The sequence below is a fragment of the Brevundimonas sp. DC300-4 genome (assembly GCF_049897365.1).
In the GTDB taxonomy this organism is placed as follows: domain Bacteria; phylum Pseudomonadota; class Alphaproteobacteria; order Caulobacterales; family Caulobacteraceae; genus Brevundimonas.
Genome location: NZ_JAFCWC010000001.1, coordinates 526,037 through 547,606 on the forward strand (window position 1 = coordinate 526,037; position 21,570 = coordinate 547,606).

Here is a 21,570-nt window from a genome sequence, read left to right on the forward strand (position 1 = left end):
CCTTCGCCTTATTGAGCCGCTTGAGCCGGGACCGGCAGGCGGTTGAAGCTCAGGGTCGGCAGCTGGCTGTTCAACCGCTCGATGACCACGTCGGTCACATCCATCGCCGGGTTCAGGATGAACACGCTCTCGCGGTCGATCAGGATGCCGCAGCCACGTTCCTGATAGACGGCGACCAGGATCGGCTCGACAGCGGCCGAAATCAGGCGGCGCTGTTCCGACAGGGTGTAGCGCAGTTCGTCCTGGCGGGTCTGTTCCAGGGTCTGGGCTTCCTGGATGCGAGCCTGCAGGGCCGTGCGGCGCGTACCGTCGGCGTCAGCGGCCTGACCGCCCTGTTGCAGGGAAGTGATCTCGGTCTGGATCGTTGTGGCATAGGGCGACAGTTCGCCCTGAACTTCGGTCGCCAGCTGTTCCATGCGGGCCTGAACGGCCTGACCGGCGGTCGAGGTCGCCAGCAGGCGCTGGTTGAAATAGACGCAGACGCCCGGGATGTTCGGACCAGGATTTTGCGGGCCCTGGGTCTGGGCGACGGCGGTCGAGGCGACGAGCGAAGCCAGGGCGAAAGCGCCAATAGCGAGGATTTTCATGGGTAACCTTTTAGGGCCGAAGGGCCCGGGCTTAGAACTGGGTTGAGGTCGAGAAGCGGAAGGTTTCGGTCCGGTCGTAGTCTTCATTGCTCAGAATCTGGCTGAAATCGAACCGGATCGGGCCCATCGGCGACTTCCAGTGGACGCTGAGACCGGCGGACGCGCGCAGCGACAGGTCATCCGCGATGGAGGGGTCCGGCAGGCCGTTGGTTCCGAGAGTATAACGGTTGTCCAGAACCCCCAGGGTGCCGACGTCGGCAAACAGCGAGGTCTTGATACCGTACTGCGCGGGCAGGCCGTTCGGCAGGGTCAGTTCGACGCTGCCCACGGCGTAGAAATTGCCGCCCAGCGCATCATTCGTTGCCAGATCGCGCGGCCCCATGCCGGCGTTCTCGAAGCCGCGGAAGCTGTTGCCGCCCTTGAAGAAGCGGTCGTTGATCCGCACGGCGTCGCCGCTCCAGCCGGACACATAGCCGGACGAACCCGCCACAGTGACAATCCAGCTCGGGGTGATGCCGTAGTAGAGGGTCGCATCAACCTCGGTCTTCACATAGTTCACGTCGCCGCCGAGACCCGCGAAGTCCTGGCGGATCGAGCCTGTCCAGCCGCGCGTGGCGCGCACCGGGTCATTTCGGCGATCGACCAGCAGTGTGTAGCCGACCGACGAGTTCAGCGAGGCGCCGACCTGTTCGCACAGGGCCGACGAGCCGACACCGTTGGCGTCGCAGTAGCCGATCGGCACCAGGATCTCGTCGTCCTTGATGAAGTAGCGCGTCGACAGACGGCTGTAGCCGTTCAGCGGGTAGGTCAGACGCACGCCTGCGCCGGTCGAGCGATAGTCGAACGACGATTCCTGCTGGAAATCGTAGCGCGAGTGGAACAGGTCAAAGCCCGCGCCGACGTCACGGCCCAGGAACCGGGGCTCGGTGAAGCGGAAATCGATCTGCTGGCGCAGCGAGCCCCATTCGACGCGGGCGACCACGTTCTGGCCCCGCCCGCGGAAGTTGCGTTCCGAAATGCCCAGGTTGACCACGAAGCTGTCGACGGAGCTGAAGCCCGCGCCGACGGACAGTTCGCCTGTCGGCTGCTCCTCGACGGTGACATTGACGATCGAACGGTCCGGCGCGGCGCCGCGGGTCTCATCGACCGTGACTTCCTTGAAGAAGCCCAGCGCCCGAAGGTTGTTGCGCGACCGCTCCAGCAGGGTGCGGTTGAAGGCGTCGCCTTCGGTCAGCATCAGCTCGCGCCGGATGACCGGGTCGATGGTGCGGGTGTTGCCGATGACGTTGATGCGATCGACGTAGACACGCTGGCCTTCCGACACGTTGAACGTGACGTCGATGGCGTCGGTCTCGGGATTCGGACGATAGGTCGGGTTGATGTCGACGAAGGCGTAGCCCGCCGAGCCCGCCGCGAAGGTCAGGGCGTCGACCGAGCTCTCGATCTTGTCGCTCTCGTACAGGTCGCCGGTCCGGATCGGCAGCAGCAGTTCCAGGAAGTCCGCGTTCAGGCGGTCGTTCTCGGTCACGACCTGGATGTCGCCGAAGTTGTACTTGTCACCCTCTTCGACCGTCAGGGTCATGGCGAAGGCGCTGTCGTCCGGCGCCAGTTCGGCCACGGCCGAGGTGATGCGGAAGTCGTAGTAGCCCCGGTTCGTATAGAATTTCCGCAGCTGCTCTCGGTCATAATCAAGGCGGCCGGGGTCGTAGTTGTCGTTCTTGGTGAACAGCCGCCACCACTGCGTCTGCTTGGTCACCATGACCTCGCGCAACTCGCTGTCGGAGAAGGCGTCATTGCCCAGGAAGGTGATCGACTGGACGCCCGTCTCCGGGCCCTCGTCGATCTCGAAGATCAGATCGACGCGGTTCTGTTCGAGCTGGACCAGTTTGGGCGTCACGTTCGCCGAGATACGGCCCGACAGACGATACAGTTCAATGATCTTGCCCACATCCTCCTGGACCCGGGCGCGGGTGTAGATGCCGCGCGGCGCGATGGTTACTTCCTCGCGCAGCTTGTCCTCGCTGATCGCGCCGTTCCCCTCGAACACGACCTGGTTAATGATCGGGTTCTCGACGATGCGGACGACCAGGTCGCCGTTCGGCTGCAGGCCGATCTGGATATCGGCGAACAACTGGGTTCGGTCCAAGGTGCGGATCGCGACGTCCAGGATCACTGCGTCGATGGTGTCGCCCGGCTGGATCGGCAGATAGGATAGCACCGTCGTCTGGTCGATGCGCTGGTTGCCCTGGACCAGGATGCGGTTGACCACTCCGGTCTCGGATGGAGCCGTCTGGGCGGCCGGCGCGGCGATCTGGCCGGGCTGGATGGCGGGCGCCGGCGCGGTCTGCGCCAGGGCCGGCGTCCCCGCGACAAGCGCCAGAAGGCTGGCCGTGGCCACGCAGGTCCTGCGCAGGTTGCGGTCACCCGTATTCGATGCGGCGCGGAGGTCGTTCAGGATCATGCGGGAAACCATCGGGGGCTGGCGTCGGCTCAACTGACGAGCCCGCCCAGGAATTTGAACAGGTTCAACTTCTGCAGGTCGTTCCAGGTCGCGAACAACATCAAACCCGCCAGCAAAGCAAGACCGACCCGGTACCCCGCCTCCTGAACGACGGCGGCAACGGGTTTCTTCGCCACAGCCTCATAGGCGTAGAAGACCAGATGTCCGCCATCCAGAACCGGGATGGGCAAGAGGTTTAGAAAGCCGATTCCGATCGAAAGTATGGCGGCGAAGCTCGTCAGCGTCAGAAGCAGGTTCAACACGGTCGCCACGGGATCGGGATTGGCGGCCACCGCCGCGTTGGTCAGGGCCCCGGACGCCTTGGCGATGCCCAGCGGCCCGCTCAACTGATCCCCCGACTCACGGCCCGTGAATATCCGGCCCAGATAGGTCAGGGTGGTTCCCAGGATGTCGCCGGTCTCCTGGACGCCGCGGCCGACGGCCTCGACAGGATTATAGCGGACGTGACGGGTCTCGGCCGCCGTGGAGGACAGGGCCAGGCCGATCCGGCCCACGCTGACACGGCCCGCAATCGGATCCGTTTCGACCCGCCGGATGGGCGTCGCGACCAGCCGTATTTCCGATCCGGCGCGCTCGACGGTGAACTGGACGGCGTCGCCGGCCGACAGGCTGACCTTGCGCGTTACCTCTCCGGCGTCGGCGATCACGCGGCCGTCGATGGCCGTGATCAGGTCACCAGCCTGAAATCCGGCGGCGGCGGCGGGCGACCCTGCCGTCACCTCGGCCACCCGGGCGGGGCGCAGGTCCACCCCGAGCAGCGAGAACAGAAGGGTGAAGATGAAAATCGCTAGGATGAAATTCGCCACCGGACCGGCGACGACGATCAGCATCCGCTGCCAGACCGGCTTGAAGTGGAAATAGTCGCGCTCGGCGCCGATACCGTCCCGCGCCACGATCTCGGACTTCAGCGTATCGAGGCCCCGGCTGTCGGGTACGCTGGACGCATCCATGTCGCCGGAGAATTTCACATATCCGCCCAGCGGCATCCAGCCGACGCGCCATTCGATACCGTTCCGGTCGGTGCGGCTGAACATGGCCTTGCCGAAGCCGATCGCGAACCGATCGACCTTCACGCCGAAGGCGCGCGCGACCAGGAAGTGGCCCAGTTCGTGGATGGTGACGATGACCGTCAGCACCAGCAGGAACGGCACGATGTAGATCAGGGCCTGTCCCAGCGCGTTCAGCATACCGTCTCCATTTCCGCTGAGCCGAAGGGATCAGGCGGCGAACGCCAGATCCCCGACGATTTCGATCGCGACCCGGCGGGCGCGAGCATCGAGCGCAAGAGCGCCGGCGCAGGCATCGTCGAAATCGGCATCCGCCCCCGTCTTCGTCATCCGATCAAGGGTTTCGGCGACGACTGCGGCAATATTGAGAAAGGCCAGGTGCCGGTCAAGGAAGGCCAGGGCGGCGACCTCATTGGCGGCGTTGAAGATCGTTGGCGCTCCCCTGCCCGCCTCGAGCGCCTCGCGCGCCAGTCGCAGGGACGGAAACCGCTCCGGATCGGGCGCCTCAAAGGTCAGCCGACCCAGGGCGGCGAGGTCCAGCTTGGGCGCCGGCCAGGCCATCCGGTCGGGCCAGGCCAGGGCGTAGGCGATCGGGGTCTTCATGTCCGGCGGCCCCATCTGGGCCAGGGTCGAGCCGTCAATGAACTCGACCAGGCTGTGAATGATCGATTCGGGGTGGACGACCACATCGATGCGATCGGCCGGCATGTTGAACAGATAGGCCGCCTCGATCATTTCCAGGCCCTTGTTGGCCATGGTGGCGCTGTCGACCGAAATCTTGGCCCCCATGCTCCAGTTCGGGTGAGCGACGGCCTGTTCCGGGGTCATTGAGGCCATGTCAGCGCGCGAGGCCTGGCGGAACGGGCCGCCCGACGCCGTCAGGATCAGTCTGGAGACCCGTTCAGGCGCCTCGGACGGGAAGACCTGGAAGATGGCGGAATGCTCGGAATCGACCGGAATCAACCGGCCTCCGCTCGCCTTGACCCGCTCGATCAGGGCCGAGCCGCAGCAGACGAGACTTTCCTTGTTGGCCAAGGCCAGGGTCGCTCCCGTCGCGGCGGCGGCCCAGGCGGACTTCAGCCCTGCGGCGCCGACGATCGAGGCCATGACAAGATCCGCCGGTCGCGTCGCCGCCTCGACCACGGCCGCCTCTCCCGCCGCCACCGCGATGCCGGTCCCGGTCAACGCCGTACGCAGCTCTTCCAGCCTGTTCGGATCGGCCGTGACGGCCACAGCGGGACGCCAGCGGCGCGCCTGTTCGGCCAGCCGCTCGATATTGTTTCCGCCGGTCAGGGCGACGACCTCAAAGGCCCCTGTCCCGGCCGCCTCCGCCTGATCCATCAGGTCCAGAGTCGAGGCGCCGACGGAGCCCGTGGACCCCAGCACAGTCACGCGACGCCGGATCACGTGCCCGCGCCGAAATAGTTGGCCAGGACCCGTCCGACGGCGACGACCACGATGGCGAACATCAGCCCGTCCACCCGATCCATCAGACCGCCGTGTCCCGGAATCAGGTTTCCCGCGTCCTTGACCCCGAACCGCCGCTTCAGAGCAGATTCCCACAGGTCGCCGGCCATGGTCGCCAGGGCGGCGGCGAAGCCGAGCAGCGCGCTCCACTGCATCGAGCGCACGCCCGCCTCGGGCAGGGCCGACATGGCGGCGCCGGCCACAGTGCCCGCCAGCAAGCCGCCTATGAAGCCGGACCAGGTCTTGTTGGGCGAGAACCGCGGCCACAGCTTCGGGCCTCCGACGGCGCTGCCAACCAGGAAGGCCACGATATCCGACGCCCAGGCGACCACGAAGGCCAACGTCACCCAGTAGAAGCCGATCGCCGTGTTCCCGTCCCGCAACCAGATCAGCAGCAGTGCCGGCCAACCGAGGTACAGCACGCCGTAGGCCGCATCGATTCCGGACTGCCCGCGCGCCCTCGCGAACAGGCCTGCCGCAGCGCCGCCGAAAACCAGCAGCACCAGGCTGAAGGACAGGGCCTCGTTCGGATTGGACAGCAGTGTGGCCACCAGCGCCAGGGCGACGGCGGCGGCGACGGCCTTCCAGTCGGACGGAGCGCTCATCCTGGCCCATTCCATGGACAGGACGACACAGGCGATCAGCAGGACGCCGAGAATCCAGGGTCCGCCAAACCAGACGGCCAGCATGGCCAGCGGCGCCAGAACGATGGCCGAAGCGGCGCGCAGGCCCATGTCGCGCACCTTGAACGCCATCAGCTGACCGCGAGCGCCGGCTCGACCGCGATCGCGCCGAACCGTCGGTCGCGCTGCAGGTACTGGTCCACCGCATCGGCCAAGGCCTCGGCCCCGTAGTCGGGCCACAGCACGTCCTGATAAACCAGCTCGGCATAGGCCGCCTCCCACAGGAGGAAGTTGGACAGCCTCTGCTCGCCCGAAGTGCGCACGATCAAGTCCACGGGTGGTCCGTCCGCAGTGGACAGGCCCAGTCCCAGGGTCGTTTCATCCAGCGGCCCGGTCGCCTCGCCGGCCAGCAACCGATCCACATAGGCCTTGGCCGCATCGACGATGTCCGCCCGGCCGCCATAGTTGAACGCGACCTGCAACAGGAAGCGGCTGTTGTGCGCCGTCGACCGCTCGGCGCGTTCGACGATGGCCGCGATATCGGCGGGCAGTCCGGTCCGGCGGCCCAGGACGCGCACGCGTACGCCCTCCCGCTCCAGCCGGGCCAGATCGCTGGCCACATAGGACCGGACCAATCCCATCAGGTCGGAGACCTCTTCGGCCGGACGCCGCCAGTTCTCGGTCGAGAACCCAAACACTGTCAGGCATTCGATGCCGAAGGCCGGCGCCGCCTGGACGGTGCGTTTCAGCGCCTGCACACCCTCGCGATGACCCATGGCCCGGGGCAGACCGCGAGCCTGAGCCCAGCGACCGTTGCCGTCCATGATCAGTGCGACATGCCGGGGCCCCGCTTCAGGGGCTGGCGCGCCGCCGGAGGGGGCCGTCATCCGATATCCGTTCTGTCGAGGCTTGAGGGAGGCCTCAAACCTGCATGATCTCAACTTCCTTGGTCTTCAAGGTCTCGTCGATGCGCTTGATGGCCGCGTCGGTGTCCTTCTGGACCTCGGTTTCCATCTTCTTCTGCTCATCCTGGCTGATGTCGCCCGCCTTCTCGGCCTTCTTGAGGTCGTCGTTGGCGTCGCGACGCACATTGCGCACGGAGATCTTCTGCGTTTCGGCGTATTTGCCGGCCAGCTTGGCCAGGTCCTTGCGACGCTCTTCGGTCAGGGGCGGCACGGGGATACGCAGGGTCTGGCCATCGACGATGGGGTTCAGGCCCAGACCGGCGGCGCGGATGGCCTTCTCGACCGGTCCGACCATCGTCTTGTCCCAGACGCTGACCGAGATCATGCGCGGCTCGGGCACGCTGATCGCCGCCACGGCGTTCAGCGGCGACGAGGAGCCGTACGCCTGCACCTGAACGGGATCTAGCAGACCAGCATTGGCGCGGCCGGTGCGCAGGCCCTGGAATTCTTCCTTCAGCGAGGACACAGCCTTGTCCATACGGTCGCGATAGGTCTTCAGATCAGGCTTGGCCATCGGGGTCTCCTCATTCTTGGTCTTGTCTCAGGCGGCTTTGGGCGGAGCGTCACTGATCACGGTGAACGTTCCCTTGCCTTTCAGCACCTTGCGCAGTGAATCTTCCTCGCGGATCGAGAACACCACAATCGGAATCTTGGACTCGCGCATCAGGGCGATGGCGGCGGCGTCCATGACCTTCAGGTTCTGCGACAGCACGTCCTGATAGGTCAGGTGGTCGTAGCGGGTCGCGGTCTTGTCCTTCTTCGGGTCAGCGGAATACACGCCGTCCACGGAAGTTCCCTTCAGCAGGGCGTCGCAGCCCATCTCGGCGGCGCGCAGGGCGGCGGCCGTGTCGGTCGTGAAATAGGGGTTGCCGGTGCCGGCGGCGAAGATCACCACCCGCCCCTTTTCCATGTGGCGCACGGCGCGACGACGGATGTAGGGCTCGGCGATCGCGGCCATCGGGATGGCGCTCTGCACCCGAGTATCGACGCCGATCTTCTCCAGGGCGTTCTGCATGGCCAGGGCGTTCATGACGGTGGCCAGCATGCCCATGTAGTCGGCGCTGGCGCGCTCCATGTCCGCGGCCGCCGTCGACAGACCACGGAAGATGTTGCCGCCGCCGATCACCAGGCAGACCTGGGTCCCGCCCTTGACCACCCGGGCGATGGCCGCGGCCACGGTATCGACCGTGTGCATGTCGATGCCATAGCCCTGCTCGCCCATCAGGACCTCGCCCGAGACCTTCAGCAGCACCTTCTTGTATCGCGGGGGGGCGCTGTCAGCAGGCATGGGGGTCTCGTTTCACGGGAATCGGGCGGGCCTTTATAGACGAAGGGCGCGTCCGGCTTCAAAGCCGAACGCGCCCCGATAGTCACGCAGTATGTATGGTTAGACTTTCGGAGCCATCATCGAGGCCACTTCCGAAGCGAAGTCCGGGCCCTCGATCTTCTCCACGCCCTCGCCCAGAGCCAGGCGGACGAAGCCGGCCAGGTGCAGGCCAGGAGCGCCCAGTTCCTTGCCCGTGTCGGCGACCAACTGTTCGATGGTCACATCCGGATTCATCACGAACGGCTGCTTGGTCAGCACCACGTCCCTCTGGAACTTGTTGATCTGGCCTTCCACGATCTTGGCGATCATGGCTTCCGGCTTGCCTTCTTCCTTGGCCTTTTCGGTCAGGACCGAGCGTTCCTTCTCGACGGCGGCCGGGTCCAGATCGTCCGTGTTCAGCGACAGCGGAGCAGTCGCGGCCACGTGCATGGCGATCTTGCGGCCCAGTTCGCGCAGGGCAACCTTGTCGCCGCCGCCGTGCAGGGCGACCAGCACGCCGATGCGGCCGAGGCCCGGAGCCACGGCGTTGTGGACGTAGGAGGCGACGACGCCTTCATCGACCGACAGGCGAGCCGCCCGACGCAGCTGCATGTTCTCACCGATGGTCGCGATCATGTTGGTGACCTCGGCCTGGATGGTGTTGCCGTTTTCCAGCTCGGCGCCGTGCAGGGCCTCAACGGAGTGGTGCTCCAGGCCCTTCTGGGCGAAGGCCTTGGCGGCGTTCTGGAACAGCTCGTTGCGGGCGACGAAGTCGGTTTCCGAGTTGAACTCGATGGCGGCGCCGATTTCGCCCTTGCCGTCTTCGCGGCTGGCGACGGCCACCAGGCCTTCGGCGGCGACACGGTCGGCCTTCTTGGCGGCCTTGGACAGGCCCTTGGCGCGCAGCCAGTCGATCGCGGCGCTGATGTCGCCGTCGGTTTCCTGAAGCGCCTTCTTGCAGTCCATCATGCCGACGCCGGATTTGGCGCGCAGTTCCATGACGAGGGCGGCGGTGATCTCGGCCATTTCTGGTCTCCTGAGGTCTGTATCGAATGCATGAGCGGCCGGGGGATTACCCCGGCCGCATGTCAGTTTTGCGGACGGTCCGGATCGCCGGACCGATCCGATCAGGCTTCGGTCTTCTCGGCTTCGGCTGCCGGTTCCACGGCAGCAGGCTCCGCGGCAGCAGGCTCTTCGGCAGCAGGCTCTTCGGCAGCAGGCTCTTCGGCAGGCGTCTCTTCGGCCGACGCGGCCAGCATTTCCTCGGCGACAGCCTCGGCGCCCTCGGGGGCGAGATCGGCTTCAACCGGGGCCGAGGCCTCGGCCAGCATCGGCTCGACGGGGTTTTCCATCGCGCCCAGGTCGACTCCGGAGTTCGCGGCGCCGGCGGCCAGGCCGTCCAGGACGGCGTCGGCGATCAGGTCGCAATAGGTCTGGATGGCGCGCGCGGCGTCATCGTTGCCCGGGATCGGATAGGTGATGCCGTCGGGGTCCGAGTTGGTGTCCAGGATCGCGATGATCGGGATGTTCAGCTTGCGGGCCTCGAGGATCGCGATCGCTTCCTTGTTGGTGTCGATCACGAACATGATGTCGGGGATGGAACCCATGTCCTTGATGCCGCCCAGGGAAAGCTCCAGCTTTTCCTTTTCGCGCTCGAGGGTCAGCAGTTCCTTCTTGACCCGGCCTTCCCCGCCGCGCTCCAGCAGGCCTTCCAGCTCGCGCAGGCGGGCGATCGAGCCCGACACGGTGCGCCAGTTGGTCAGGGTGCCGCCGAGCCAGCGGTTGTTCATGTAATACTGGGCGCAGCGCTTGGCGGCCTCGGCGACGGGCTCTGCAGCCTGGCGCTTGGTGCCGACGAACAGGACGCGACCGCCCTTGGCGGCGACTTCGCGTACGGCCACCAGAGCCTGGTGGAACAGCGGCATCGTCTGCGACAGGTCGATGATGTGGATGTTGGAGCGCGAGCCGAAGATGTAGCGCTCCATCTTCGGGTTCCACCGGTGCGTCTGGTGGCCGAAGTGGGCGCCTGCTTCGAGCAGGGTGCGCATGGAGAAGTCAGGCAGAGCCATCTTGGAAGTCCTTTTTCCGATTATTCCGCCGCAGACGGTGAAAGGACCGGATGGTCCCTCGGAACGGAGCGCTTCAGGATGTCTCCCCGAAACGCGCCACGCCTGCGTGTGAAGTGGGCAGGTTTCTAGTCCTGGACGCGCGAGAAAGCAACCCTCCCCCGGCGGAAGAGGGTTCGAGCGCACAAGAGCGGATCGTTCATCCTTGCCCGCAGGAGTGAGGAATCCACAGAAAATATATATCCGGGCCGACCTCAGGCATCCTCCAGCATCAGCACCCCGGGCGCCGACTTCAGCGCCCCGCGCAGCGCCCCGTCCAGCCGATAGCGGCCGGGCAACCGCACCTCCACCTCGCGTCGCCCGTCCAACGAGGCGATCAGGGTGACCTCACCGCCCTTTCCTTGCGCCAGGGCCCTGGCCAATCGGACCTGGATCGCCGCCGGATCCGTGGAGCGCGCGGAGACGTGGACCCGCAGTCCCACCGACGCGTCGTCCACCAGCGTCTCCAGCCTGGAACAGTCATCGCCGAAGAACCGCACCTCGCCGTCCGACGACTTCGCCCGAACCCGCACCATCAGGGCAGCGCCCACCTCCAGCAGTTCGCGGCATTTCCTTAACTGTTCCGGCGGGAACAGACATTCGAACTCGCCGGTCGGGTCCGAGAAGGTGACGAAGGCGAACTTCTCGCCGGATTTCTGGCTGGCCCTTTCCTGACGGCGGCGCACAACGCCGGCCATCAGGAAGGCGTCGTGGCCCTGCTCCGCGCGCTGCACCGCCTCGGCGACGAAGGTCACGCGCTTGCGCCGCAGCGCGCCCTCCATGTCCTCCAGCGGGTGGCCGGACAGGTAGAAGCCGACCGCCGACAGCTCCTGATCCAGGCGTTCAGGCCCGACCCAGGGCTCCATGCTCTTGAGCCGGGGCCGCGACGCGCCGGCCTGATCGGCGCCGAACAGCGACACCTGCGACGAGGTCCGGTCCGCCGCCACGCTCTGGCAATAGGCCATCAGGGTGTCGGCCTGTTCGAACAGCTGGCGCCGGTTCGGGTGGATCGAGTCGAACGCTCCAGCCTTGGCCAGGCCTTCCAGCGCCCGCTTGTTGACCGCGCGCGGATCGACCCGCTCCAGGAAATCGAAGATGTCAGCGAACCGCCCGCCGGTCTCGCGCACCTCGACGACATGTTTCATCGCCTCCAGGCCCACGTTGCGGATGGCGCCGAGCGCATAAAGGACCGCCCCCTTGCCCTCATCCCAGCTGACGTCGAAGTCGGCCGAGGAGGCGTTCACGTCGGGCGCACGCACTGGCACCTCGAACTTGCGCGCGTCCTGATAAAAGACCGCCAGCTTGTCGGTGTTCGACAGGTCGAGCGACATTGAGGCGGCGAAGAACTCGACGGGGTGGTTCGCCTTCAGCCAGCCCGTCTGGTAGCTGATCAGCGCATAGGCGGCGGCGTGCGACTTGTTGAAGCCGTAGCCGGCGAACTTGGCCACGAGTTCGAAGATGGTGTCAGACTGCTGTTCCGGCACGGACTTCTCGGAGGCGCCCGCGATGAAGCGCGCCTTCTGGATGTCCATCTCCTCCTTCTTCTTCTTGCCCATGGCGCGTCGGAGAAGGTCGGCCTCGCCCAGAGAATAGCCGGCCAGGATCTGGGCGATCTTCATCACCTGTTCCTGGTAGATGATGACGCCGTAGGTCTCCGACAGCGTCTCCTGCAGAGACGGATGCAGGTAATCGACTTCCTGTCGCCCGAACTTGCGATCGATATAGGTGTCGATCATCTCCATCGGCCCCGGCCGGTAGAGGGAGATCAGGGCCGTGATCTCCTCGATGGAGCCGCACCGCATCTTGCGCAGGGTGTCGCGCATGCCCTGGGATTCCAGCTGGAACACCCCGACCGTCTGGCCCGAGGCCATCAGCTCATAGGTCGACCTGTCGTCGAGCGGCAGCAGGTTGAAGTCCTGCGCGGCGCCCCTGCGGCTCAGATAGCCGTGCGCCCGGTCCAGCACGGTCAGGGTCTTCAGGCCGAGGAAGTCGAACTTCACCAGACCGGCCGGCTCGACCCATTTCATGTTGAACTGGGTGGCCGGAATGTCCGAGCGGGGGTCCTGATACAGGGGCGTCAGCTCGACCAGCGGCCGGTCGCCGATGACGATGCCGGCGGCGTGGGTCGAGGCGTTGCGGTAAAGCCCCTCGAGTTCCAGCGCCGTCGCCAGCAGGTTCGCCACCGCCGGCTCGGCGTCGCGGGCCTCTTTCAGGCGGGGCTCGATCTCGATGGCCTGCGCCAGCGTGGTCGGATTGGCCGGGTTGTTCGGCACCATCTTGCAGAGCCGGTCGACCTGGCCCAGCGGCATCTGCAGCACACGGCCGACGTCGCGCAGCACGGCCCGCGCCTGCAGGGTACCGAAGGTGATGATCTGGGCGACCCGGTCCTTGCCGTAGCGCTCCTGGACATAGGTGATCACCTCCTCGCGCCGCTCCTGGCAGAAGTCGATGTCGAAGTCGGGCATGGAGACCCGTTCGGGGTTCAGGAACCGCTCGAACAGCAGACCGAACCGCAACGGATCCAGATCGGTGATGGTCAGGGCCCAGGCGACCAGAGACCCTGCCCCGGATCCCCTCCCCGGCCCGACAGGAATCCCGTGCGACTTGGCCCATTTGATGAAGTCCGCCACGATCAGGAAATAGCCGGGGAAGCCCATCTGGGTGATGATCCCGACCTCCCACTCTAGTCGCGTCCAGTAGTCGGCCTCGGGCGCCGAGGGCGTGACCAGCTTCAGCCGCGCCTTCAGACCCTCGCGGGCCTGGTGCATCAGTTCGTCGGGCTCGGTGCGGCCGTCTCCGGCGTCGAAGCGCGGCAGGATCGGCGGGTGGGTCTTGACCAGGAAGGCGCAACGGCGCGCGATCTCGATCGTGGTGTCGCAGGCCTCGGGCAGGTCGGCGAACAGGGTCCGCATCTCTGGGGCCGACTTGAAGAAATGCTGGTCGGTGATCCGGCGCCGGTCTTCCTGGCCGGTGAAGGCGCCGTCGGCGATGCACAGCAGGGCGTCGTGCGACTTCGCCTGGTTCTGTTTGGCGTAGTGGACGTCGTTCGTGGCGACCAGCGGCTGGTCGTTGGCGTAGGCCCATTCGACCAGTCCACGCTCGGCGGCGGCCTCGTCTGGCAGGCCGTGGCGCTGCAGCTCGACATAGAAGCGGTCGCCGAACTCCCCGGCCATGGCGGCCAGGGTCGTGGCGGCCTCGCCAGGCTTGTTCTGCACGAGCAGCGGGTCGACGGGGCCGTCAGGGCCGCCGGACAGCAGGATCAGCCCTTCCGAATGGGCGACGACCTTGGCCCAGGGCACGTGCGGCTCCTCGTCGCCCGCATCGAGATAGGCCGAGGACGACAGGGCGCACAGGTTTCGCCAGCCGGTCTCGTTCTGGCATATCAGGACCACGGTCGGGACCTTGGCCCAGCGCTCACCGCGCTTTCCGCCGATGCCGGTGACCGGCAGCGCACAGGCGATCAATGGTTGAACACCAACGCTCTTCGAAGCCTCGGAGAACTCCAGCGCCCCGAACAGATTGACCCGGTCCGCCACGGCCACCGCCGGCATGCCGATATCCGCCGCCAGCCTGCCGACCTTGCCCGCCTTGATCGCGCCTTCAAGCAGCGAATAGGCCGAGCGCACCCTCAGATGGACGAAACCGGTCTCTGCGGGCGTATCGGTGATGGCCTGAACCTCGAGCGCAGGCCGGAGGCGACTCATCTCGCCAACAGGGCGACCTGCCAGACCATCCAGACAAAGCCGCCGCACGATGCAAGCGACAGCGCTTCCCGAACCACTCTTGTCATCGCCTTATCCCCAGATGTATCGTTCTGGTATTGTTCTATGTTGGCAGTTTGTTCTCGTCAACAGGGCGTGAAGCTTGGGCGGCGGCTATTGTGGAAAATCTCGCGTTGGAGGAGGACAGGCATCCGCCCTCCCGGCGGCGCGCGTCAGGAGTATCGGTCATGGCCAAGGGTCAAGTGAAGTCGAACAAGGAAGTCCGCAAACCCAAGGCCGAGAAGCCCAAGCCGGCGGTGTCGGTCGGAACCTCGCCCTTCACCCAGCCGCCCGGCAAAAAATAGGCGCTATTCGTCATCCCCCGGTCTGCGCCGCGAAGGCGTGGGGGGGGGCGGAGGATGCGAAAGCCAAGGTTACCCCCGCGAGCGTTCGACCGTATCCACGCTGGGATTGGCCCTCAGAGCGGCGATAATACTGGTGGCGTGTTTGGCGTCAGCGACCTCGACGTCGAGGTCCATGTCGAAGAAGTCCGACTGCCGGTGGGCCATCTTCAGGTTCAGGATGTTGCCGCCGGCCTCGCCGATCACTGTGGCGACCTGACCGAGCACGCCCGGCGCGTTCTGGATCGTGGCGCGCAGCCGGGCGGTGCCGACCACCCCCTGTTCGGCCTGCGGCGTCCACTGCAGGTCCTGCCAGACGCTGTCGTTGTCCGCGAAATCGGCCAGCTTCTGGCAGTCGATGACATGGACGGTCAGCCCCTTTTCGGGCTCGAGGATGCCGACGATCCGGTCGCCTGGCACCGGGGTGCAACAAGCGCCGAAATGGATGCTGATGCCCGGCGTCAGGCCTCCGCCGCGCACAAACAGCCTTGCGTGGGCGTCGCCGATCTTCTTGCGATCCGCGCCCGTCGTCAGCGTCCCCTTCAGCGAAGGGAACAGGATCTCGACGACCCGGTTGGCCTGGATCCGTCCCCGGCCGATGGCGTCGAACAGGTCTTCCTGCGTCCCCGTCGCCAGGGTCTCGACCACGACCTTCAGCGACACATCGGCCAACGACTTGCCCGCGCGCGTCAACGCCTGCTCCAGCGTCGTCTTGCCCAGCTTGTAGAATTCGTCCCGCTCCGACGAACGGATATGGCGACGAATCGCCGACCGCGCCCGGCCAGTGACGGTCAGGCTGCGCCAGTCGGCCGGCGCCTCGCGCTTCTTGCCGCGGATGATTTCGACCACGTCGCCGTTCTGGAGCGCCGTACGCATGGGCTTCAGCTCGCCATTGATCTTGACCCCGACGGCCGTGTCCCCGACCTCGGTGTGGACCGCATAGGCGAAGTCCAGCGCCATCCCGCCGCGCGGCAGGGTGATCAGGGCGCCCTTGGGGGTGAAGACGAAGACTTGGTCCAGGTACATCTCGAGCTTGGCGTGCTCGACCCAGTCCTCGCCCCCCTCCCCGTGCTCGATGACCTGCACAAGGTGCCGCAGGTTCTGCAGCGGGTCGCGCCCGCCATCCTTCTCCATCGCCTCCTGGTCAAAGCCATAGGACTGGTTCTTGTAGGCCCAGTGCGCCGCCACCCCGTCCTCGGCCACCCGATCCATGGCCTCGGTGCGGATCTGCATCTCGATCCGCAGGCCGCCCGGTCCGACGACGGTCGTGTGCAGTGAGCGGTAGTTGTTCGACTTGGGCGTGGAGATGAAATCCTTGAACCGCTCCGGCACCATCGGCCAGGCGCGGTGGATGACGCCCAGGGCGCGGTAACAGTCGTCCTCGAACGCGACCAGAACCCGAAAGCCGTAGATGTCCGACAGGGACGAAAAGCCCACCGACTTGCGCTGCAGTTTCCGCCAGATCGAATAGGGAGTCTTCTGGCGACCATAGACGCGCGCCGCGATGCCGGCCTCGCTGAGCACCTGCTGGATCTCGGCGGCGACGCCTTCGGTGGCGTGGCCGTGTTCGAGCTTCAGCGCCTCCAGGCGCCGCTCTATGGCGGTCCGGGCCGTGGGGTTCAGGTGTTCGAACGCCAGTTCTTCCAGCTCGGACGCGATCGAATGGATGCCGATCGACCGGCCCAGAGGCGCGTAGACTTCCAGCGTCTCCCTGGAAATCCGCTCACGTTTCTCCGGCTTGACGTATTTGAGCGTCCGCATGTTGTGCAGACGGTCCGCCAGCTTCACCAGCAGGACACGCACATCCTTGGAGATGGCCAGGATGAATTTGCGCAGGTTCTCGGCCTGGCGCGTATGCTCGGCCTGGAGTTCCAGCCGGCTCAGCTTGGTCACCCCCTCGACCAGCCCTGCCACCTCCTCGCCGAACATGGCCGCGATATCGTCGCGCGTCGCCGAGGTGTCCTCGACCACGTCATGCAGCAGTGCGGTGACGATGGTAGCGGTGTCGAGCTTGTAGTCGGTCAGAATGCCCGCGACCTGGATCGGATGGGCGAAATAGGGGTCGCCAGAGGCCCGCAACTGCGAGCCGTGCATTTTCATCGCATAGACATAGGCCCGGTTCAGCAAGGCCTCGTCGGCGGTGGGGTCATAGGCCTTGACCGCCTCGATCAGTTCGAACTGGCGCAGGACCGGAATGCGTTTCGCCGCCTGCGTTTCCACAGACGGCGAAGCGGTGTCATTGGCAATGATCTTAGGCGGCGGGGTCGTACCGGACCGCGCCGGGAGGATGGTGATACCGTTGGCGGGTACCGCCGTCAGTAGCGTTCCTCCTGGCCGCCGTCCCGGTCGCTCTGCAGCGCACGGATCAGCTCGGCCTCGGCCATGTTCATATGTTGCGGCTCGGCCAGCAGACCGACGATTTCCGCCTCGTCCTCGGCTTCCGTGCGCTCGTCGACGCGTTGCAGGGCGACGATGACGGTCTCAAGCAGTTCGGCCGGAACGACTGTGTCGTCGGCGATTTCGCGCAGGGCGACGACGGGGTTCTTGTCGTTGTCGCGATCGAGCGTCAGGGCGGCGCCGTTGGCGATCGCGCGGGCGCGGTTACCCGCCAGCAGGACCAGGCCGAACCGGTTCGGCACCTTCTCGATGCAGTCTTCGACAGTGACGCGAGCCATGAATTACCTCGGGCGGGGGGAGAACCGCGTTGCATACAGATAGGCATGCCTTTGTGCAACGCCACATCTGCACTCCCAGGGCGGCGGTTTTGCGGCGGCTACCGGTGCGAGCGCTCGAAGCCGGCCGGAATGTCGCGGCTCCAGCATGCCGCCAGCTGGCCCTCCGCGAACTCGACGAAGCCCTTGATCAATCCAGCCCCGCCGGCGATCATCAGATCCGTGAAGTCGCCATCCGCCGTCTGCGCCTGCGCCTTCACCCAGATCGCGTAGCTGTTTCCGTCCGGTCCCGGCGCGGCTGGATACAGGCCGCCTCGATGGGGATGCGCCGTCGCAACCCCCAGATATCGATCTGCGGCGGCTGGAAGGCATCCAGCGCGCGCATCACCCCCAGGACCTGCGGGCAGGTCTCTTCATCCGCCCAGACGATCTGCTCGATCCCCTCGGGATTGTTCAGCGACTTGCGGATGGCGAAGTGGCCGAAACCCAGTCCGTCCTCAGTGTCGGGAAAGGGTACGAACCGGCTGTAGATATCGTGCCGCCAGGTTCCATTGCGGCCCGACACAGCGAAGCCCCCCACGGGCCAGGCGTCTCGCGGCGCGGTCGCCTGTGCGACGTCGAGCCAGTCGGATTGGGCGAGCCCCGGTGTCGGCGCAGAGATCAGGACGAGAGCCAAAGCGCCAGCGAGACGACGCATGTTAACTCCGCGAAAGATGTGCATCTGTCCCGACGCTCGCCATCCGTGCAAGCTCGACCGCCTCTCCCCCATGCGGATGAACCCACCCCGGCGCGATCTCCGCCAGCGGCCCCATGACGAACAGCCGCTCGGCCGCTCTCGGATGCGGCAGGATCAGGCCGTTGCAATCGCCCTGCTCCCGGCCATAGGCGATCAGGTCCAGGTCCAGCGTGCGCGGCGCATTGGCGGCTGTGCGCCGTCGTCCGAACGCCTCCTCGATCCGGCCCAGGGCCGCCATCAGGGCGTGAGGATCATGGTCCGTGCGCACGATGACGACGCCGTTCACGAAGGGCGGGTCGCTCGGGTCGGGCCAGGCCTGCGACGTCCACCAGCTCGAACTGGCGATCACATCGATCCCTTCGAAGCGAAACCGGTGCAGCGCCGCTTCCAGCGCCTCGCGGCACGAGGGCCAGACCCCCTTGTCATTGCAGCCCAGGGCGACGATGACGGCGGCGTCCAGATCCAGGTCGACGTCGATATTGACGCTGACCGCCTGAGGGGCTGTGACCGATTCCGGGGACGCGATTTCCATGAGACTTTATCCGACCGACCGTCTGGCGCTGTTTATCGACGGGGCCAATCTGTATTCGGCGACCAAGGCCCTGAACGCGGACATCGACTTCAAGAAGATGGTCGATGCGTTCCGGGAGAAAGCCGTCCTGGTTCGCGCCTATTATTACACGGCGGTGACCGAGGGCGAAGAGTTCTCTCCGATCCGGCCCCTGATTGACTGGCTGGGCTACAACGGCTTCTCGCTGGTGACCAAGCCGGTGAAGCGATTCACCGACGCCCAGGGCCATACGCGCACCAAGGGCAATATGGACATCGAGATCGCGGTGGACATGCTGGAGCTGGCCCCGCGCATCGACCATGCCATCCTCTTCTCCGGCGACGGCGACTTCCGCCGGCTGGTCCAGGCGGTGCAGTCGAAGGGCGTCCGCGTCACCGTCGTCTCGACCCTGAAGAGCCAGCCGCCGATGATCGCCGACGAACTGCGGCGTCAGGCTGATGACTTCGTCGAACTGGTCGACCTGCTCCAGGACTACGGCCGCCCCCGCACGCCAGCGACCACGCCGACGGTGCGCACCTTCCCGGCGGACGATCGCGCATGACCCCGGAACCGCCCCGCGATTGCCCGCTTTGCCCCCGCCTCGTCGCCTATCGTGAGGAGAACCGGCGCCAGAACCCAGACTGGTTCAACGGCCCCGCCCCCTCGTTCGGTGATCCCAACGCCCGCCTGCTGGTCGTCGGCCTCGCCCCTGGTCGAACCGGCGCCAACCGCACCGGCCGCCCCTTCACCGGGGATGGCGCAGGCTGGATCCTCTACCAGACCCTGACGAAGACAGGCTTCGCGACCGGCGTCTACGACGCGCGACCCGACGACGGCCTGCAACTGGTCGATTGCATGATCACCAACGCCGTCCGCTGCGCCCCGCCGCTGAACAAGCCCCTGCCGATCGAGGAGAAGACCTGCCGCCCTTTCCTGATCGACCGTCTGACCGCCCTGCCCCGGCTGAAAGTCATCGTCACACTGGGCGACGTGTCGCGAAAGAGCGTGCTGAAGGCGCTTGGCGTCCCGGCCTCCGGCATGGCCGCCGGTCACGGCGTCGAGGCAAAGGTCGGCCCCTACACCCTGATCAACAGCTATCACTGCTCCCGGCTCAACACGAACACCGGCCGACTGACGCCAGAGATGTTCGTGACCATCTTCGCCCGCGCCCGCGCCGCCATCGAGGCCGACCCCGTTTAGGCGACTGTTGTTCGCCGGACACACCGAATCGGCGAGTCTTCCTGACGCGGAACCGGGCGGAACACTGCGGCGCAGCTTCCGTTGCAGGAGGGAGAGGAAGGTTCAGATGCGCAGACAGACCAACAACAAACCTCAACTGTTCACAGCAGGCGAGCGGAAGGTCGCGGGGCTCGCAATCCTGGCGGCGATCGTTCTCACGCTGTCGGGTCAGGTTCTGCAAGCGATGATCCGCCCGTCGCTCGGCCTCTATGACGCCAATCCGGCCGCCGTCGCCTCGATCCCGAATGTAATCGAGGCCAGCCCCTTGAGCCGCTCTGCGGGCTTCTAGCCCTTGTCGCGCATGAGCCGGGCCTTGTCCCTCTGCCAGTCGCGGTCGGCCGAGGCCTCGCGCTTGTCGTGCAGTTTCTTGCCCTTGGCCAGGGCGATCTCAAGCTTCGCCTTGCCGTCGTCATTCAGGTAGAGCCGCAGCGGGATGATAGTCTGGCCGTCCTTCTGGACCGCCCCGATCAGCCGGTCGATCTGCTTGCGATGCAGCAGCAATTTCCGCGGCCGGCGCGGCTCGTGGTTGAACCGGTTGGCCTGGGCATAGGGTGGGATGTCGGCGTTGATCAGCACGATCTCGCGCCCTTCCACCGCCGCATAGCTCTCGGCGATATTGGCCCGACCCATACGCAGGGCCTTGATTTCCGTCCCTAGCAGCATGATCCCGGCCTCGAGATTATCCTCGAGGAAATAGTCGAACCGCGCCCGGCGGTTCTCGGCGATCAGCTTGGCCTTGGTGATCGGAGCCTTGACGGTCGCGGCCGCCTTTTCCTTGGTGGTGGCCATCACAGACCCGCCGCGGCCATGGCCGCATCGACGGCCGGCTTGACGTCATCGCGCATCGGCACGAGCGGCAACCGCATTTCCTCGGTGCAAAGCCCCAGCCGGGCCAGGGCGTATTTCGTCGGTGCCGGCGAACTGTCCAGGAAAAGCGCTCTTGCCAGTCCGCTCAGCCGGTCCTGCCAGGACAGGGCCAGGGCTCGGTCGCCAGCCTGGATGGCGTTCCACAGGGCGACCATGCCTTCGGGAGCGACGTTCGACACCACGGAGATGATACCGCCCCCGCCGTGGGCCATATAGCCGGGGAAGCTCGCATCATCGCCGGTGATCAGGGCGAAGGATCCGCCGATGTTAACCCGCATCCAGCTCACCCGCGCCATGTCGCCGGTCGCGTCCTTGATGCCGACGATGTTCGGATGCGCCGCAAGCGCCGCCACGGTCGTATCGGCCATGTCCGCACCCGTCCGGCTGGGCACGTTGTAGAGCAGCAGCGGCAGTTCGACCGCGTTTGCGATGGCTTCGAAATGGGCCTGCAACCCCGCCTGCGAGGGCTTGTTGTAATAGGGCGTCACGACCAGGGCGGCGTCGACGCCGACGGTCTTGGCATGCCGGGTGTAACCCATGGCCCTGTCGGTCGCGGTTGAGCCGCAGCCCGCGATGACCCGGACCCGACCCGCAGCCAGCCGTACGCACAACTCGACCACCTGACGATGCTCGTCAGATGTCAGTGAGGCGCTCTCTCCGGTCGTGCCCATGGGGACGACGCCGTGAACCCCGGCGGCGATCTGGCGTTCCAGCAGGGCCTCGAAGGCGCCTTCGTCCACGTTTCCGTCACGAAGTGGTGTGATCAGGGCGGTGATCACGCCCTTGAACAAGGGGGCGGTCATTGAAACAAGAATACCTTGCG

At 66.0% G+C, this 21,570-nt stretch carries 21 protein-coding genes and 1 pseudogene; 4 read left to right on the forward strand and 18 right to left on the reverse strand.

What is annotated here, in order from left to right:
* Window positions 1-8: 8 nt before the first annotated feature.
* The 11 genes and pseudogenes from ACP7AZ_RS02705 to dnaE all read right to left on the reverse strand — a co-directional run bounded on the left by ACP7AZ_RS02705 (window position 9) and on the right by dnaE (window position 14,249).
* Window positions 9-587 carry an OmpH family outer membrane protein gene (locus ACP7AZ_RS02705; RefSeq protein ID WP_426035813.1) on the reverse strand — a complete coding sequence of 193 codons (579 nt, stop codon included), beginning with the start codon at window positions 585-587 and terminating at the stop codon, window positions 9-11.
* 31 nt (window positions 588-618) lie between these two features.
* Window positions 619-3,048 carry an outer membrane protein assembly factor BamA gene (bamA, locus tag ACP7AZ_RS02710; protein ID WP_426035815.1) on the reverse strand — a complete coding sequence of 810 codons (2,430 nt, stop codon included), beginning with the start codon at window positions 3,046-3,048 and terminating at the stop codon, window positions 619-621.
* 29 nt (window positions 3,049-3,077) lie between these two features.
* Window positions 3,078-4,295, reverse strand: coding sequence for a M50 family metallopeptidase (locus ACP7AZ_RS02715; RefSeq protein WP_426035817.1), 1,218 nt, complete (start codon window positions 4,293-4,295; stop codon window positions 3,078-3,080).
* Window positions 4,296-4,325: 30 nt separating this feature from the next.
* Window positions 4,326-5,522 carry a 1-deoxy-D-xylulose-5-phosphate reductoisomerase gene (gene dxr / locus ACP7AZ_RS02720; protein WP_426035819.1) on the reverse strand — a complete coding sequence of 399 codons (1,197 nt, stop codon included), beginning with the start codon at window positions 5,520-5,522 and terminating at the stop codon, window positions 4,326-4,328.
* Window positions 5,519-6,337: a phosphatidate cytidylyltransferase gene (locus ACP7AZ_RS02725; protein WP_426035821.1), complete on the reverse strand. Its 819-nt coding sequence runs from the start codon at window positions 6,335-6,337 to the stop codon at window positions 5,519-5,521. The genes dxr and ACP7AZ_RS02725 overlap by 4 nt, the downstream gene beginning before the upstream one ends.
* Entirely contained in the window at window positions 6,337-7,092 is a 756-nt protein-coding gene (uppS, locus tag ACP7AZ_RS02730; protein ID WP_426035823.1) for a polyprenyl diphosphate synthase, read from the reverse strand. The genes ACP7AZ_RS02725 and uppS overlap by 1 nt, the downstream gene beginning before the upstream one ends.
* 34 nt (window positions 7,093-7,126) lie before the next feature.
* A complete protein-coding gene (frr, locus tag ACP7AZ_RS02735) occupies window positions 7,127-7,684 on the reverse strand; it encodes a ribosome recycling factor (RefSeq protein ID WP_425990829.1) in 558 nt (185 codons plus the stop codon).
* 27 nt (window positions 7,685-7,711) lie between these two features.
* Entirely contained in the window at window positions 7,712-8,458 is a 747-nt protein-coding gene (gene pyrH / locus ACP7AZ_RS02740) for a UMP kinase (RefSeq protein ID WP_425990831.1), read from the reverse strand.
* A 99-nt stretch (window positions 8,459-8,557) separates the two neighbouring features.
* Window positions 8,558-9,502: a translation elongation factor Ts gene (gene tsf / locus ACP7AZ_RS02745; protein WP_426035825.1), complete on the reverse strand. Its 945-nt coding sequence runs from the start codon at window positions 9,500-9,502 to the stop codon at window positions 8,558-8,560.
* Between the two features lie 248 nt (window positions 9,503-9,750).
* A pseudogene (rpsB, locus tag ACP7AZ_RS02750) lies at window positions 9,751-10,545 on the reverse strand (30S ribosomal protein S2); the annotation flags it as partial.
* A gap of 251 nt (window positions 10,546-10,796) precedes the next feature.
* Window positions 10,797-14,249, reverse strand: coding sequence for a DNA polymerase III subunit alpha (gene dnaE / locus ACP7AZ_RS02755; protein WP_426036076.1), 3,453 nt, complete (start codon window positions 14,247-14,249; stop codon window positions 10,797-10,799).
* A 281-nt stretch (window positions 14,250-14,530) separates the two neighbouring features.
* Between dnaE and ACP7AZ_RS02760 the strand changes: the two genes are divergently transcribed.
* Window positions 14,531-14,647 (forward strand): hypothetical protein, encoded by a 117-nt coding sequence (locus ACP7AZ_RS02760; RefSeq protein ID WP_303695797.1) that lies wholly within the window; start codon window positions 14,531-14,533, stop codon window positions 14,645-14,647.
* 69 nt (window positions 14,648-14,716) lie between these two features.
* Here ACP7AZ_RS02760 and ACP7AZ_RS02765 read toward each other — a convergent pair whose 3' ends face one another.
* The 5 genes from ACP7AZ_RS02765 to folK all read right to left on the reverse strand — a co-directional run bounded on the left by ACP7AZ_RS02765 (window position 14,717) and on the right by folK (window position 18,623).
* Entirely contained in the window at window positions 14,717-16,903 is a 2,187-nt protein-coding gene (locus ACP7AZ_RS02765) for a RelA/SpoT family protein (RefSeq protein ID WP_426035827.1), read from the reverse strand.
* Window positions 16,904-16,998: 95 nt separating this feature from the next.
* Window positions 16,999-17,358 carry a DNA-directed RNA polymerase subunit omega gene (rpoZ, locus tag ACP7AZ_RS02770; protein WP_303695799.1) on the reverse strand — a complete coding sequence of 120 codons (360 nt, stop codon included), beginning with the start codon at window positions 17,356-17,358 and terminating at the stop codon, window positions 16,999-17,001.
* Between the two features lie 98 nt (window positions 17,359-17,456).
* The gene (locus ACP7AZ_RS02775; RefSeq protein ID WP_426035829.1) at window positions 17,457-17,615 is read right to left on the reverse strand and encodes a hypothetical protein; all 159 of its coding nucleotides are present in this window, start codon (window positions 17,613-17,615) and stop codon (window positions 17,457-17,459) included.
* Window positions 17,612-18,052: a hypothetical protein gene (locus tag ACP7AZ_RS02780; RefSeq protein WP_426035831.1), complete on the reverse strand. Its 441-nt coding sequence runs from the start codon at window positions 18,050-18,052 to the stop codon at window positions 17,612-17,614. The genes ACP7AZ_RS02775 and ACP7AZ_RS02780 overlap by 4 nt, the downstream gene beginning before the upstream one ends.
* Window position 18,053: 1 nt before the next feature.
* Window positions 18,054-18,623 carry a 2-amino-4-hydroxy-6-hydroxymethyldihydropteridine diphosphokinase gene (gene folK / locus ACP7AZ_RS02785; RefSeq protein ID WP_426035833.1) on the reverse strand — a complete coding sequence of 190 codons (570 nt, stop codon included), beginning with the start codon at window positions 18,621-18,623 and terminating at the stop codon, window positions 18,054-18,056.
* Here folK and ACP7AZ_RS02790 point away from each other — a divergent pair.
* From ACP7AZ_RS02790 to ACP7AZ_RS02800, 3 genes are all read left to right on the forward strand, one after another.
* A complete protein-coding gene (locus ACP7AZ_RS02790) occupies window positions 18,622-19,203 on the forward strand; it encodes an NYN domain-containing protein (protein ID WP_426035835.1) in 582 nt (193 codons plus the stop codon). The two genes, folK and ACP7AZ_RS02790, sit on opposite strands and share 2 nt — an antisense overlap.
* Window positions 19,200-19,841, forward strand: a complete 642-nt coding sequence (locus tag ACP7AZ_RS02795) for a uracil-DNA glycosylase (protein ID WP_426035837.1) — start codon at window positions 19,200-19,202, stop codon at window positions 19,839-19,841. The genes ACP7AZ_RS02790 and ACP7AZ_RS02795 overlap by 4 nt, the downstream gene beginning before the upstream one ends.
* A gap of 106 nt (window positions 19,842-19,947) precedes the next feature.
* Entirely contained in the window at window positions 19,948-20,169 is a 222-nt protein-coding gene (locus tag ACP7AZ_RS02800; RefSeq protein WP_426035839.1) for a hypothetical protein, read from the forward strand.
* Here the strand turns inward: ACP7AZ_RS02800 and smpB are convergent.
* Both smpB and dapA read right to left on the reverse strand, forming a co-directional pair.
* Window positions 20,166-20,669 (reverse strand): SsrA-binding protein SmpB, encoded by a 504-nt coding sequence (smpB, locus tag ACP7AZ_RS02805; RefSeq protein WP_303695808.1) that lies wholly within the window; start codon window positions 20,667-20,669, stop codon window positions 20,166-20,168. The genes ACP7AZ_RS02800 and smpB overlap by 4 nt on opposite strands.
* Window positions 20,669-21,550, reverse strand: coding sequence for a 4-hydroxy-tetrahydrodipicolinate synthase (gene dapA, locus ACP7AZ_RS02810; RefSeq protein WP_426035841.1), 882 nt, complete (start codon window positions 21,548-21,550; stop codon window positions 20,669-20,671). Before dapA ends, smpB begins: the two co-directional genes overlap by 1 nt.
* Between the last annotated feature and the right edge of the window lie 20 nt (window positions 21,551-21,570).